This is a genomic window from Hyunsoonleella aquatilis (assembly GCF_014270105.1).
GTDB classification, from domain to species: domain Bacteria; phylum Bacteroidota; class Bacteroidia; order Flavobacteriales; family Flavobacteriaceae; genus Jejuia; species Jejuia aquatilis.
Map to the genome: position 1 here is coordinate 625,819 of NZ_JACNMF010000002.1, position 14,482 is coordinate 640,300.

The 14,482-nt window shown below is 37.8% G+C and carries 11 protein-coding genes; 10 read left to right on the plus strand and 1 reads right to left on the minus strand.

All coding sequences use genetic code 11. The annotated features are described in order from the left end of the window. Positions 1-115: 115 nt before the first annotated feature. From H7U19_RS08190 to H7U19_RS08210, 5 genes are all read left to right on the plus strand, one after another. Complete coding sequence (locus H7U19_RS08190) at positions 116-514, plus strand: hypothetical protein (RefSeq protein WP_186561180.1); 399 nt, start codon at positions 116-118, stop codon at positions 512-514. 25 nt (positions 515-539) lie between these two features. After that, on the plus strand, positions 540-1,277 hold the full coding sequence (locus tag H7U19_RS08195; protein ID WP_186561182.1) for a lysophospholipid acyltransferase family protein: 738 nt from the start codon (positions 540-542) through the stop codon (positions 1,275-1,277). Positions 1,278-1,287: 10 nt separating this feature from the next. Then, positions 1,288-2,289, plus strand: a complete 1,002-nt coding sequence (locus H7U19_RS08200) for an acyl-ACP desaturase (protein WP_186561184.1) — start codon at positions 1,288-1,290, stop codon at positions 2,287-2,289. 275 nt (positions 2,290-2,564) lie between these two features. After that, positions 2,565-3,221 (plus strand): HD domain-containing protein, encoded by a 657-nt coding sequence (locus H7U19_RS08205; RefSeq protein ID WP_186561186.1) that lies wholly within the window; start codon positions 2,565-2,567, stop codon positions 3,219-3,221. A 138-nt stretch (positions 3,222-3,359) separates the two neighbouring features. Further along, entirely contained in the window at positions 3,360-3,497 is a 138-nt protein-coding gene (locus H7U19_RS08210) for a hypothetical protein (RefSeq protein ID WP_186561188.1), read from the plus strand. 150 nt (positions 3,498-3,647) lie between these two features. Here H7U19_RS08210 and H7U19_RS08215 read toward each other — a convergent pair whose 3' ends face one another. Next, a complete protein-coding gene (locus H7U19_RS08215) occupies positions 3,648-4,256 on the minus strand; it encodes a superoxide dismutase (RefSeq protein ID WP_186561190.1) in 609 nt (202 codons plus the stop codon). 124 nt (positions 4,257-4,380) lie between these two features. Between H7U19_RS08215 and H7U19_RS08220 the strand changes: the two genes are divergently transcribed. The 5 genes from H7U19_RS08220 to H7U19_RS08240 all read left to right on the plus strand — a co-directional run bounded on the left by H7U19_RS08220 (position 4,381) and on the right by H7U19_RS08240 (position 14,449). Continuing rightward, complete coding sequence (locus tag H7U19_RS08220; protein ID WP_186561192.1) at positions 4,381-7,515, plus strand: UvrD-helicase domain-containing protein; 3,135 nt, start codon at positions 4,381-4,383, stop codon at positions 7,513-7,515. 174 nt (positions 7,516-7,689) lie between these two features. Continuing rightward, the gene (locus H7U19_RS08225; RefSeq protein ID WP_186561194.1) at positions 7,690-9,090 is read left to right on the plus strand and encodes an OmpA family protein; all 1,401 of its coding nucleotides are present in this window, start codon (positions 7,690-7,692) and stop codon (positions 9,088-9,090) included. Positions 9,091-9,163: 73 nt separating this feature from the next. Then, positions 9,164-11,917, plus strand: a complete 2,754-nt coding sequence (locus H7U19_RS08230; protein WP_186561196.1) for a PD-(D/E)XK nuclease family protein — start codon at positions 9,164-9,166, stop codon at positions 11,915-11,917. A gap of 2 nt (positions 11,918-11,919) precedes the next feature. Next, entirely contained in the window at positions 11,920-12,759 is an 840-nt protein-coding gene (locus H7U19_RS08235; protein WP_186561198.1) for an alpha/beta hydrolase family protein, read from the plus strand. 55 nt (positions 12,760-12,814) lie between these two features. Further along, on the plus strand, positions 12,815-14,449 hold the full coding sequence (locus H7U19_RS08240) for a glycerol-3-phosphate dehydrogenase/oxidase (RefSeq protein WP_343069086.1): 1,635 nt from the start codon (positions 12,815-12,817) through the stop codon (positions 14,447-14,449). Positions 14,450-14,482: the final 33 nt, after the last annotated feature.

Sequence of the window (14,482 nt, forward strand, 5' to 3'; positions counted from 1 at the left end):
CGGGAAAACGGGGGAACACTTAAACTCTCAAAATTTAAACCACGTTTGTCGTGGTTTTTTTATATCCAAACGCAACCCTTTTCAAATTTCGGCATCTAAATAGTAAATTGCAAAAATGAAACCATCAATTTTTAGATATTTACTAGCGCCTCTTTGCCTTTTATTATTATCCACACAATGTGAAGATGATGTTACTCCGCTCACCCAAGAGGACGAAATACAGGAATTAGCTACCTTAAAAGCTGAAATTGAAGATTTGGCTGGTACTTCTGTTTGCGGAGATACTTTTGAATGCAAGTTCATTGCCTTTGGTAGCAAACCCTGCGGAGGCCCATGGGAATATTTGGTGTATTCCACCTCAATTGATACTGAAAGGCTTGAAAATATGGTGGAAGACTACAATAGAAAAGAAGCCATTTATAACACCGATTGGGGTGTTGCCTCTGATTGTGCCGTAGCCAATCCGCCCACTAGCATAAACTGCGAAAATAACACATGTGTGCCTGTGTACTAACCCATAGTTTCTTTATTTTTGGGGCATGGTAAAACTGTTGTCATACCCTATATCCTTAATATATTTTATATGTTTTGGGCTTACTTTACTGGTGTTTCATCCCATTCAATGGATCTGTTTAAATGTATTTGGGTATCAGGCCCACAAGGTAAGCGTGGATGCTTTGCAGTTCTTCCTGATGCGCTGTGCCAATATTTTAGGTACTCGATTTTCGTTTTATAATGACTATCCAATTGAAAAAGGGCGTCCATTAATCATCATTACCAACCATCAAAGTTTACACGATATTTATCCTTTGACCTGGTTTATGAGACGATACCACCCCAAATTCATCAGTAAAATTGAACTGGGTAAGGGCATCCCCAGCGTATCCTATAATTTGCGCCATGGAGGTGCAGCCCTAATTGATAGAAAAAATCCGAGACAATCCTTACCGGCACTCATGAAATTTGGTGAATACATCGAAAACAATAAACGGGCAGCCGTCATTTTTCCCGAAGGCACCCGAAGCAAGGACGGCACCCCTAAACCGTTTCAAACTAGAGGTTTGGATATCCTTTTCAAAAAGATTCCTTCCGCGATAATAGTTCCAGTCACAATAAATAATTCTTGGAAAATGTTGCGATATGGAAAATTCCCCATGGGATTGGGCAATCATTTAAAATTTAAGGTGCATAAACCCCTAGAATTGGCTAACTTTACGGATAAACAGGCTTTAATCGAAACCATAGAAAAGACCATTAAAGCGGATATTGAACATTAAAAAAGCAAAAATGTCTTTAAAAAATAAGAGATTAGAAGTGATGCAGTTTTTGGAAAAAGACGTAGATGCATTGATGGAGAAATACTTAATCCCAATAGATAGTATATGGCAGCCCACTGATTTTTTGCCAAATTCTGAGGTTGAAGATGAGCATTTTTTCGAGGAAATAAAGGAAATACGCGAACTAGCCAAAGAGCTTCCGTATGATTTTTGGGTGGTACTGGTAGGTGATATGATTACTGAAGAAGCGCTCCCCACCTATGAATCTTGGTTGATGGATGTTGAAGGCATTAATCAAGTAGATGAAGGGGGCAACTCTTGGTCTAAATGGGTAAAGCAATGGACCGCTGAAGAAAATCGCCATGGTGATGTATTGAACAAGTACCTTTATTTATCAGGTCGTGTAAACATGCGCGAAATTGAAAGAACCACCCAGCATCTGATTGCAGACGGTTTTGATATTGGTACGGACAGAGACCCTTATAAAAACTTTGTTTATACCAGTTTTCAAGAACTGGCCACTTATATTTCGCATAATCGGGTGGCAAGAATTGCTAAGAAAAGCGGGAATAAACGATTGGCAAAAATGTGCCAGATTATTTCCGGGGATGAAATGCGGCACCATCATGCCTATTCAGAGTTCGTGGAGCGTATTTTTAAGGTGGACCCCAGCCAAATGATGATGGCTTTTCATTATATGATGAAGCAAAAAATTACTATGCCAGCACATTTCCTAAGGGAATCGGGCGAAAAAGCAAGTACTGCTTTTGAGGAATTTTCGAATACAGCACAGCGCATTGGAGTATATACCTCTGGGGACTACGTAGATATTCTGCAAAAGCTGATAGACCGCTGGGAAATTGACAAAATCACTAACCTTACGGATGAGGCCGAAAAAGCCCGGGATTATTTGATGAAGCTACCCGCTAGAATGTACCGTTTGGCAGAACGGATGAAGATCCCTGAGAATTCGTATCAGTTTAAATGGGTTGAACCTGCGGTGGTCAAGTAATATAATGGATGAGGATACTGTTCGATATTATAGTACGTCAATTAATTACCATATTTATTGGCGGTTCAATATTGTATCTATTTTACAGGTTTAAAGGAAAAAAAATCACTTATTCGGAAATTCTAGATGATATTGACCCAAAAACAAATTTCAAAAAGCATACCTATTTAGCCTTTTATGTTGGGACGATATTTTTTATTCTTCTAGTAATTATTATATCTACCTTGGCAGGACGAAATCCTAAACTTGAAAACTTATTTCGATGATTTTTAATAATGGATCCCAAAGAAATAATCTCTAAAACCAAAATCTTCCTAAAACAAACCCTAATGGATGCCGAAGGCGGCCACGATTGGTTCCACACAGAACGGGTGTATAAAAACAGCTTACTTATCGCCAAAAAAGAACCTGTAGATATATTTGTAGTGTCCTTAGGGGCCTTATTGCACGACATTGCGGATAGTAAATTCCACGGTGGGGATGAAACTGTAGGCCCAAAAATGGCTCGAGAATTTTTGTTCAAATTGAATGTGGACTCCAAAATTATTGAGCACGTGGTCAACATCATTGAAAACATTTCATTTAAATCGAGTCTTGAAGGTAGCAAAACATTCACTTCACCAGAATTAAAAGTAGTTCAAGATGCAGATCGATTGGATGCCATTGGTGCAATTGGGATTGCCCGGTGCTTCAACTATGGTGGTTTTAAAAACAGAGCACTATACAACCCGGATATAAAACCCAAACTCCACATGACCAAAGAAGAGTATAAATCTTCTAACGCTCCTACCATCAACCATTTTTACGAAAAGCTGTTTCTTCTAAAAGATAAAATGAATACCAAAACGGGTAAACAGCTCGCGGAAAAACGCCATCAATTTATGGAACTTTACCTCAAACAATTTGATGACGAATGGAATGGCAACATCTAATATTATTCTAAATTACCTTGAAAAACCACTCAATTGATTCTCAGGGGTAATTTAACATACAAACCCATTAAAATAGTTGTTTTAAAGCTTTTAATTCAGCCGTATTTTTGAAATGTCTAACGTTTAAATCTTTTAGGCATGAAAAAGACGGCAAAAAATTTGGCAAGTAGTGATAAGGAAATCAACATGGAATACCCTATTTTATATACCATAGCCTTATTTCTAGTTTTACCGGTAATAACTGCGTTGTTATTACTTTGGTTTAAAGTGATTTAGAAAATAATGTAAATTTTAAGTGTTAATGTAAACGGCCTCCATAATTAATTATGGAGGCCGTTTTTATTTACAATCCCCAAAATCTATTTCATAAAAAAACTGCTTCCTAAAATGAAGCAGTTTTTTTCTCTTCTTTGGCAAACGCCCTAATTATTTAGCGTCGGCATAACGTTTTTCAACCTCATTCCAGTTGATGACGTTAAAAAAGGCCTTAATGTAATCTGGACGTCTGTTTTGGTAGTTTAAGTAATAAGCGTGCTCCCAAACATCCAATCCTAAAATTGGAGTACCACCGCAACCTACACCTGGCATTAAAGGGTTGTCTTGGTTTGGTGTTGAGCAAATTTCAATCTTTCCTCCTTTGTGAACACACAACCAAGCCCAACCAGAACCGAATCTAGTTGCTGCAGCCTTAGAAAACGCCTCAATAAAACTGTCTTTTGATCCGAAGGTAGCCTCAATGGCATCCTTTAATTCGCCTGAAAGATAGCCTCTGTCTTCTGGATTCATTACTGTCCAAAATAAGGAGTGGTTGTAAAATCCACCGCCATTATTTCTAACGGCCCCATTGCTCATATCTAAATTTTCAAGAATATCCTCAATGGACTTTCCCTCCAAATCGGTTCCTGATATCGCGTTATTTAAATTATTGGTATATCCAGCATGATGCTTTGAATGGTGTATCTCCATCGTTCTTGCGTCCATATGTGGTTCTAAAGCATCATATGCATATCCTAATTTCGGTAATTCGAAAGCCATAATTATTTTGATTTTTTTATTAGTATTTATTTTCAGTCAAATTTACACATAATAGCAGTCAATAAAAAATAATTAATTGCTATCAGTCCATTGATAGTTTTTATCTTGTATCAAATTTAGTTGCATGCCAAAAACCGCTCCGTTCACCATATATAATGCTTCAGCAGGAAGTGGCAAAACCTATACACTCGTTAAAGAATATCTTAAAGTCTTATTTGCGTCAGATCAACCGCAACCGTACAGGCGCATTTTGGCCATCACCTTTACCAACAAGGCCGTTGCCGAAATGAAAGAACGTATCATCGAAATGCTTAAACAGTTTTCGGATGAAAGCATTTTAAAAACTTCTAACAGCATGTTTGCCACCTTATGCGAGGAACTGCAAATACCAGGCGAAGTACTACACCAAAAATCAAAAACACTGCTTAATAGTATTTTGCATAATTATGCCGCATTTGATATTTCCACCATCGATGGCTTTACGCATAAATTGATCAGGACTTTTGCATTTGATTTGAAACTGCCCGTAAATTTTGAAGTGGAATTGGACCAGGAATCGCTACTAAATGAAGCCGTGGATAGCTTAATCTCACATGCGGGAACCGATGACGAACTGACCAAAGTATTAGTAGATTTTTCCATTGAAAAGGCTGACGACGACAAAAGCTGGGACATTTCACATGACTTGAACAAGATAGCAAAATTACTCCTAAACGAAAATGACAAATCTTTTATAGAAGCTCTGAAAGACAAAACCCTAGATGATTTTAAAGCCCTAAAAGCACAATTAAAAACCTCTATTTCGGCAATCGGAAAAACGATAACAGAAACAGCCCAAAAAACGCTTGCTTTAATTGATGAAGCGGGTCTGGAACACGGTGACTTTTCGGGAGCGTATTTGCCCAAACATTTCCAAAAATTATCCAAAGGTAATTTCGATGTTGGCTATGAATCCAAATGGCAAGAAGATTTAGCAAATAAAACCCTTTATCCTAAAAGGGTTTCACCTAATATTGCCTCAACAATTGAACAGATTCAACCTGAAATTGCTTCCTTTTTCGAAACCACAAAGGAACATGTTTACCAACTGAAGTTTTTAAAGGCAGTTTATAAAAACATCACCCCACTTTCTGTTTTAAATGCCATTAACAAAGAACTTTCGGGCATTAAAGAAGAACAGAATAAAATGCTGATTTCTGAATTTAATACCATCATCAGCAAAGAAATAAAAGCACAGCCCACACCTTTTATTTATGAGCGTATCGGAGAAAAATTCAAACATTATTTTATTGACGAATTTCAGGATACTTCAGTGATGCAGTGGGAAAATTTAATCCCGCTTTTAGAGAATGCCCTTTCTGCAGAAGGCGGGAGCGCCCTATTGGTAGGCGACGCCAAGCAGGCCATTTATCGTTGGCGCGGCGGCAAGGCCGAACAGTTCATAGATTTATTTAATGCTGGCAACCCCTTTCAGGCGGAAAAACAGGTAGAAAACCTGCCATCCAATTATCGAAGCTATCGGGAGGTAGTCAATTTTAACAATGGCTTTTTTGAGTTTTTGGGGGCTCAAGTATTTCAGGATGAAAAATATGCGTCCCTTTATAAAACTGCGCCACAGGGCATCACAAAGAACGGGCAAGGCTTTGTGAGTCTGGCTTTTTTAGATATTGAAAAAGAAGACGATAGGGATGAATTTTTTCCGGACCAAGTATTATGCACCATAAACTCCTGTCTTGAAAATGGATTTAAGCTGAAGGATATTTGCGTGCTGACCCGAAAGAAAAAAGAGGGTGTAGCCGTGGCCAGTTATTTAAGCGGGCACCACATCCCCGTTGTGTCCTCGGAAACTTTATTAATTGACAATTCCTCAGAAGTTAGATTTGTTAACGACGTTTTGACACTTTTGATGCAACCAAAAAATAACGAAGTCAAGGTTAATATGCTCAATTACCTGACCTTACTTTTTAATATTGAAGACAAACATGCGTTTTTCAAAACCCATATTGACCGGTCTTTGTCCGATTTGTTCAGAAAACTGGAAGCCTTCAACATTATTGTCAATCCAATTAAATTATTACAACTGCCTCTTTATGATTTGGCCGAAACCATCGTAAGAACGTTTAAATTAGCTGAAACTTCAAACGCATATATTCAATTTTATTTGGATATAGTTTTGGAGTTTTCGCAGAAGAAGGGTGCAGATATTTCCTCATTTCTGGAGTATTTCAATCAGAAAAAAGAAAACCTTAGTATCATTGCGCCACAAGGGCAAAATGCGGTTCAGATAATGACTATCCATAAATCTAAGGGTCTAGAATTTCCTGTGGTGATATTCCCATATGCTGATTTGGATATTTACAGGGAAATTGAGCCAAAAGAGTGGATTGCCCTAGAAAAGGAGGAATATCAAGGTTTTTCGCATACACTTTTGAACTATTCTAAGGCCTTTGAACATTTTGGAGAACAAGGCAAATCTATTTTCAAAAGACATCAATCGGAATTGGAACTGGACAACATCAATTTATTATATGTGGCACTTACCCGTGCTGTGGGTCAATTGCATGTGATTTCTTCAAAAGACATTTCTTCAAAAGGAGAAGCAAATACCAGAAAATATTCTGGGTTGCTGATTTCATATTTACAACATTTGGGAATCTGGAACGATTCACAGTTAATTTACATCTTTGGAAACACCAATGAGGTAATTAGTAATGATGATGAAATTTCATCAGAAACCCAAATCCTTGAGGAATTTATCTCCACAGACAAGTCAATGCACAACATTAAAGTGGTCACCAAATCGGGCAATTTATGGGATACTCAACAGCAGGCCGCTATTGAACGTGGTAATCTTGTACACGATATTTTGGCGCAAATAAAGACCAAACTCGATATTGATTTCGTTATTACCGATTTTAAAAATTCGGCTACAATAACTGATGACCAAGCCAAGAGCCTAGTCACGATAATTACCCAAATTGTGGAACATCCGCTTCTTCAGTCATATTATCAGCATGATCTTACAATATATAATGAACGTGACATTATTTCAAAAGAGGGCATCGTATTAAGGCCAGATAGGATTGTTATTAACGAAGATAACGAAGCCGTTATTATTGACTATAAAACTGGGGCTGAAAACAAACATCATAAACAACAATTACAACTTTATAAAGATGCACTTGAAGCCATGAGTTTTAAGGTTCATAAGTGTATTTTGGTATTCATTAATGAAAATATTTCGGTCAAATCTTTCTAACGTTGCGCAGAGAAAACTCCCAATTCAATACTCAGAAGACATATTATCTAAAATCATTCTGAAATACCCGGTAATAAAGGTAGTCTGCAATTTTTTTATATATTTGTCTTTGTTAATAAAATTTAACAACTTACTTTTGTTCACAATTAACACTTAAAAATTAAACTTTTGAATATGAAAAATCTTAGCCGATTATTGTTCGCTATGTTGTTTGTACTTAGTTATAGCAACATAAATGCGCAAGACAAAAACAACCCATGGCAAATCTCTATCGGGGTAAATGCAGTTGATGCGTATCCATCTGGAGATGGCGTGGTAGGTCAATCTCAGTTTGGCGAAACCATCTTTGATGAATTCGTAAACGCTGAAGACCACTGGAATATTTTGCCTTCCCTATCTACTATTTCTGTTTCTAAGTATGTAGGAGATGGATTCTCTTTTGGAGTTACCGGATCTTTAAACAAAATTGATAAGTGGGGTGACGTTCCTGGATCTAACCCTGAAGTAGCAAGAAGCGTAGACGACTTTGCATACTACGGTCTTGATGGTACTATTAAATATGGTATCGGAGAGGCTTTGGATTGGAATACTGTAGATCCTTTCGTAGGCGTTGGTGGTGGTTACACTTGGATAGATGATATTGGTGCCGGAACCTTGAATGGTACTTTAGGTGTGAACTTCTGGTTTAATGAAAATATTGGTTTAACCCTTCAAACGGCTTACAAGCATGCATTTGAAGATTATTTACAGACACACTTCCAGCACTCTGCTGGGCTTTCTATCAAATTCGGTGGAACTGACACTGACGGAGACGGTATTTATGACAAAGACGATGCTTGTCCAGATGTTGCTGGCTCGCCTGCTTTCAATGGCTGTCCTGATACTGATGGTGATGGTATTGAAGATAGCAAAGATGACTGTCCTAACGAGGCTGGTCCAGCAGAATTCAATGGTTGTCCTGATGGTGACGGTGATGGTGTTGTTGACAAAGACGATAACTGTCCTACTGTAGCTGGTTTAAAAGCTTTAGCTGGATGTCCAGATGCTGACGGTGACGGTGTTACTGATGCTGACGACAAGTGTCCTAACGAAGCTGGCCCTGCTGCAAACAAAGGATGCCCATGGCCAGATAAAGATGGTGACGGTGTTCTTGACAAAGATGACAAGTGTCCAGACGTTAAAGGTACTGTAGCTAACAACGGTTGTCCTGAAGTATCTGCCGAAGTTCAAAAAACCTTGAATGAGTATGCTAAAACTATCTTGTTCGATACTGGTAGATCTACTATCAAATCTCAGTCAGAAGAAGTGTTAGGTGATATCATCGCTATCCTTAAGGAATACCCAACTGCCAAATTTACGGTTGAAGGTCATACTGATAGTGTAGGTAGCGAAAAGCTTAACCAAAGATTATCTGATTCTAGAGCTAATGCTGTTAAGGATTACCTAGTTAAGAAAGGTATCGATGCCTTTAGATTATCTGCTCTTGGTTATGGTGAATCTAAACCAATTGACTCTAACAAAACTAGAGCTGGTAGAGCTAACAACAGACGTGTAGAAATCAACTTAGCCAAGTAAGCAAAGTCGATTTTAAAAATAATAAGTTTAAAAAACGCTTCGGTTATCCCGAAGCGTTTTTTATTTTTATGCTATGGCTTCCTTTATCACCGATGTTTTACTTGACCTAAAAAAATACAACACTTCGCTCTCAGCGCTCACCTTTATTCTACCCAGTAAACGCGCTGGTATTTTCTTAAAGCATCAAATCTCATATATTGAAAATGAAACCATATTTGCACCAGAGATACTCAGTATTGAGGAGTTTGTCCAAGAATTGTCTCATCTTAAACTATTAACAAATGCCGAACTCCTATTTGAGTTTTACAATTCATATTTGGGCCTTACCAAAAAAGAGCATGCAGAGGATTTTCAATCCTTTTCAAAATGGGGACAAATCCTATTACAGGATTTTAATGAAATAGACCGGTATCTTATCCCTCAGGAGCACATTTTCAATTATTTAAGTGCTATTCAGGATTTAAAACATTGGTCATTAGAAGAACAGCAAACCGAGTTCGTTAAAAATTATTTGGCATTTTGGAACAAGATTTTTGGCTATTACACGCACTTTACCGAAAACCTCATCCATAAAAAAGCTGGATATCAAGGCTTAATATACAGAGAAGCTGTTGATAATTTGGAAGTCTATATTGAAACCAACCCCAAAAAACAGCATGTGTTCTTGGGTTTTAATGCTCTTAACACTTCTGAAGAAACCATTATTCAAGAACTGCTTCAGAGTGATCTGGCAAAAATTTATTGGGATGTTGACGACGTATTTATGGCGCACGGGTTTCATGATGCTGGGCTATTCATGCGCCAGCACAAAAGAAAATGGACTTATTTTAAACAAAACCCATTTAAATGGATTTCAGATAATTATTCCGAAGAAAAAACCATATCCATTTTCGGCATCCCAAAACACATTGGTCAAGCAAAATATATCGGTTCCATTTTAAAGGATTTGCAAAATAAAAACCACACTTTGGAAAGCACGGCGGTGGTGTTGGGAGATGAAAATCTATTAATTCCTGTTTTGAATTCCCTACCAACAACCGCTGGTGCCTTAAACATTACTATGGGTTTCCCACTAAAATCCATTCCTTTGGCTTCACTTTTTGAAGCACTTTTCAATTTACACAAAACAACATCAAAATCTTTTTACTTTAAAGATGTTATCAATATCATTTCACACCAATTCATAAGGCCGTTGTTGCATCACGAGAACACGGACTATGCCTCAAAGGGTATTGATACCATTAATAATAACAACATTATCCATTTGAATATTGAACGACTTAAGGCACTTTTCAAAGGAAGTGTCGAAGTTTTGGATTTACTATTTTCGGGTTGGTCAATTTCCGTAAATGCAGCTTTGAGAAAATGTACTAAACTTATTTTCGTCATAAAAGATCATCTGGATGAAGACAAAGCATCAAATCTTCTTGCTTTGGAATACCTTTTCCGCTTCAACAAGCTGTTTAACGAACTCATCAGGCTGAACCAAAGCCATGAACATATAAAAGATATTTCTACTTTGCACGACCTTTACAAGGAACTCCTCAACTCAGAGACTTTGGATTTTCAAGGCGAACCTCTTCAAGGCCTACAGATTATGGGAATGTTGGAATCTCGTGTACTGGATTTTGAAACCGTTATAATTTCTTCGGTTAACGAGGGTATCCTGCCCGCAGGAAAAAGCCAAAATTCCTTCATTCCGTTTGATGTTAAATTAGAAAATAACTTGCCGACATATAAGGAAAAGGATGCGGTTTATACGTATCACTTTTACCACCTGATACAACGGGCAAAAAATGTTTTCATACTATACAACACCGAAGCGGATGTTTTAATCGGGGGTGAAAAAAGCCGTTTTATTACCCAGCTTGAGCTGGAAGGAATTCATAAAATTAACCACCAAATTATTGTGCCCAAAGTACCTGTTGTCGAGAACTCGCCCATTATAGTTAAAAAAACAGACCGTTTGATGCAGGATGTTTTTGAGGTTGCCCAAAAAGGATTTTCTCCATCTTCTCTAACTAGTTACATCAGAAACCCTATTGATTTCTACTATCAAAAAATCTTGAAAATCCGCGAATATGATGACGTAGAAGAAACCGTAGCAGCCAATACTTTGGGAACCGTTGTACACAATACGCTCGAGGATTTGTACAACCCATATATTGACCAATTCCTAACGGAAGACAGCGTTAAAAATATGAAACCGAAAATAGAGGAACGGGTAACATTTCACTTTAAAAATGAATATAAGGAAGGGGATATTTCAAAAGGAAAAAACCTCATCGTATTTGAAATCGCCAAACGCTATGTGTTGAATTTTTTGAACAGCGAAATTGAGGATTTAAAGCAAGGAAATCGCATTAAAATTTTTGAAATTGAAGCTAACAACGAGGTTTTTATTTCTATAGATGGCATCGCTTCGCCTGTAAAAATCAAGGGTAAAGTTGATAGGGTGGACGAATACAACGGCTCTATACGCATTATAGATTACAAGACCGGAAATGTACAGCAAAACCAAGTAGAAGTTGTAAATTGGGACGAGATTACCACAGACTACAAAAAATACAGCAAGAGCTTTCAAGTACTTACCTATGCCTATATGATGTACAAATCTAACGCCATTAACCTTCCAATTGAAGCTGGCATTATTTCATTTAAAAATCTAAATTCAGGATTTCTAAAGTTCGCCAAAAAGGAAAGTGCTAGAGGCAAAAAGGACCCATTAATAACTGAAGACACCATGAAGTCTTTTGAAATAGAACTGAAAGGACTTATTTCAGAAATTTGCAATCCGCAGGTTGATTTTATCGAAAAAGAAGTTTAATTATGACCATCACAAAAAACATCAGTCTTAAAGGAAAGCACCAAAAGCGTATTTTAACCGATGTCTTTTTTAACGACAATCAAAAACCAAAACCAGTCCTCATTTTTTGTCATGGCTATAAAGGTTTTAAAGACTGGGGAGCTTGGGATTTGATGGCGAAAGCCTTTGCCCAATTGGGATTCTTCTTTGTTAAATTTAATTTTTCGCATAATGGTGGTACGTTGGAGCAACCCGTTGATTTCCCAGATTTGGAAGCATTTGGAAACAACAATTACACAAAAGAATTGGACGATTTGACATCAGTGATCGATTGGATTTCTGAAAACAAGATATATTCCGAAGAAATTGACGGCAACAACATTAATTTAATCGGCCATAGCAGGGGCGGTGGTATCGTTACTATTAAAGCCAAGGAAGATAACAGAATTTCCAAAGTAATCAGTTTGGCAGGAGTAAGTGATTACGGCAGTAGGTATCCGATGAATACGGATATTGCCCAATGGAAAAAGGATGGCGTAGTTTATGTGGTAAACGGGCGAACAAAGCAACAAATGCCACATTACTATCAGTTCTATGAGGATTTTATTAATAATGAAGAACATTTAACAATTGAACGCGCCGTCTCCAATCTTAAAATCCCATATCTTATTATCCATGGGGATAAGGATACCAGTGTTTCAATAGATGAAGCCTATAATTTACGCAAATGGAACCCCAACAGTCAATTAGAGATCATAAAAGGTGCTGACCACGTTTTTAATACCAAACATCCATGGAAGCAGGGTAGCATTTCGGAAGAATTAGACAAGGTCGTTCATATAATCAAAGACTTTATCAGTTAATACCATAAATATTTTGAAGGTTTCACATTTTTCTGTTCTAAATAGAGCCTCGCAGGTGCAGAAACTTGCTTCCGAGACTTTCGATTTGGCTATAATTGGGGGAGGTATTACCGGTGCAGGAATCGCGTTGGATGCCACTGCTCGGGGACTTAAGGTATGTTTAATTGAGAAAAATGACTTCGCCTCTGGCACCAGCAATAAATCCACAAAACTCATTCACGGTGGCCTTCGCTATTTAAAAAACTTTGAGATTAGTTTAGTACGGGAGTCGGGCTCTGAGAGGGCCATTGTACACAGTTTGGCACCTCATTTGGTAACACCTCAAAAAATGCTTTTGCCATTGATTAAAGGTGGCACTTACGGCAAACTAATGACGGCTTTAGGATTGAAGGTTTATGACTTTTTAGCCGATGTAAAAGGCGAGGATCGGCGAAAAATGCTCGATAAACAAGAAACGTTGCAACAAGAACCTTTGCTTGACCCAAGTATTGTAATTGGCGGCGGGTTGTATGCCGAATATAGTACTGATGATGCAAGATTGACCATTGAGATTTTAAAAAAAGCCAATGACCTAGGTGCAACAATCATCAATTATTGCGAAATGACGTCGTTCAATTATGACGGCAACTCAAAAATTAAGAGCATAAATTGTATAGATTGCAACACTTCTAGTTTATTTGAGATTAAGGCCAATACTTTCTTGTCCGCAACGGGCCCTTGGGCAGATACCGTCCAGCAAAAAGATTATCCAACTCATAAAAAAAAGCTTCACCTAACTAAAGGCGTACATCTTGTATTCCCATTTGAAAAATTACCCATACGGCAATCCATCTATTTTGATGTGCCTGATGGAAGAATGGTATTTGCAATCCCCAGAGGCAAAACCACCTATGTTGGCACCACCGACACTGACTACTCCGCAAACCTGGATCGTGTTGTAGCTACAAAAGCTGACGCCCATTATTTTTTAAATGCCGTAAACAACACTTTCAAAACCATCCATCTGACCATTGCCGATATTGAATCTTGCTGGGCAGGCTTAAGGCCATTGATTCGCGAAGAAGATAAAACTGCATCTGAACTATCAAGAAAGGACGAGATTTTTATTTCCGATAGCGGGCTTATATCCATTGCTGGTGGCAAGCTAACAGGTTATAGAAAAATGGCGTTTCGGGCCTTAGAGGCCGTTTTGAAGGCCAACCCCAAGGCGGATGAATTGAATATTAAAAAACCCCGTACAGACACCCTAACACTGGTTCATCCACATATTAGGACTACTGAGGACGCTCAAACCTATCAACTTGATATTGAAAAACAGTTGGCTGTTTTGGGCTTAACAAGCAATTATTACGCTTGGTATTTAACTTCATACTATGGAAAGCAGACGGATATAATCCTTAGCAAAGTTTCAGATTTTAAGTCTCGTGCCATACATGAAAAACTAATTCGAGCCGAGCTTTGGTTTGGTGTCCACTACGAAATGGTTAATAGTTTGAATGATTTTTTTATTAGACGAACTGGCCGTTTGTATTTCGATATAGAAAGTATTCACGAATACAAAAATGTCGTTTTAAAAGATATTTCAGGTTACCTGAATTGGGACGATGCCAGAGCCCAAAAAGAAATCGAAAAATTAAATATGGCCCTGAAAGACGCAACTACTTTTTATGATACCGACTCTATTGAGTAAAAAAAATTTGCTAGCCATCTTTTAGCTCAAACA

Excerpts from the sequence above, each read along its gene's own strand:
- H7U19_RS08190 (WP_186561180.1), top strand. The coding sequence starts at position 116 with ATGAAACCATCAATTTTTAGATATTTACTAGCGCCTCTTTGCCTTTTA.
- H7U19_RS08195 (WP_186561182.1), top strand. The coding sequence starts at position 540 with ATGGTAAAACTGTTGTCATACCCTATATCCTTAATATATTTTATATGT.
- H7U19_RS08200 (WP_186561184.1), top strand. The coding sequence starts at position 1,288 with ATGTCTTTAAAAAATAAGAGATTAGAAGTGATGCAGTTTTTGGAAAAA.
- H7U19_RS08205 (WP_186561186.1), top strand. The coding sequence starts at position 2,565 with ATGGATCCCAAAGAAATAATCTCTAAAACCAAAATCTTCCTAAAACAA.
- H7U19_RS08210 (WP_186561188.1), top strand. The coding sequence starts at position 3,360 with ATGAAAAAGACGGCAAAAAATTTGGCAAGTAGTGATAAGGAAATCAAC.
- H7U19_RS08215 (WP_186561190.1), bottom strand. The coding sequence starts at position 4,256 with ATGGCTTTCGAATTACCGAAATTAGGATATGCATATGATGCTTTAGAA.
- H7U19_RS08220 (WP_186561192.1), top strand. The coding sequence starts at position 4,381 with ATGCCAAAAACCGCTCCGTTCACCATATATAATGCTTCAGCAGGAAGT.
- H7U19_RS08225 (WP_186561194.1), top strand. The coding sequence starts at position 7,690 with ATGAAAAATCTTAGCCGATTATTGTTCGCTATGTTGTTTGTACTTAGT.
- H7U19_RS08230 (WP_186561196.1), top strand. The coding sequence starts at position 9,164 with ATGGCTTCCTTTATCACCGATGTTTTACTTGACCTAAAAAAATACAAC.
- H7U19_RS08235 (WP_186561198.1), top strand. The coding sequence starts at position 11,920 with ATGACCATCACAAAAAACATCAGTCTTAAAGGAAAGCACCAAAAGCGT.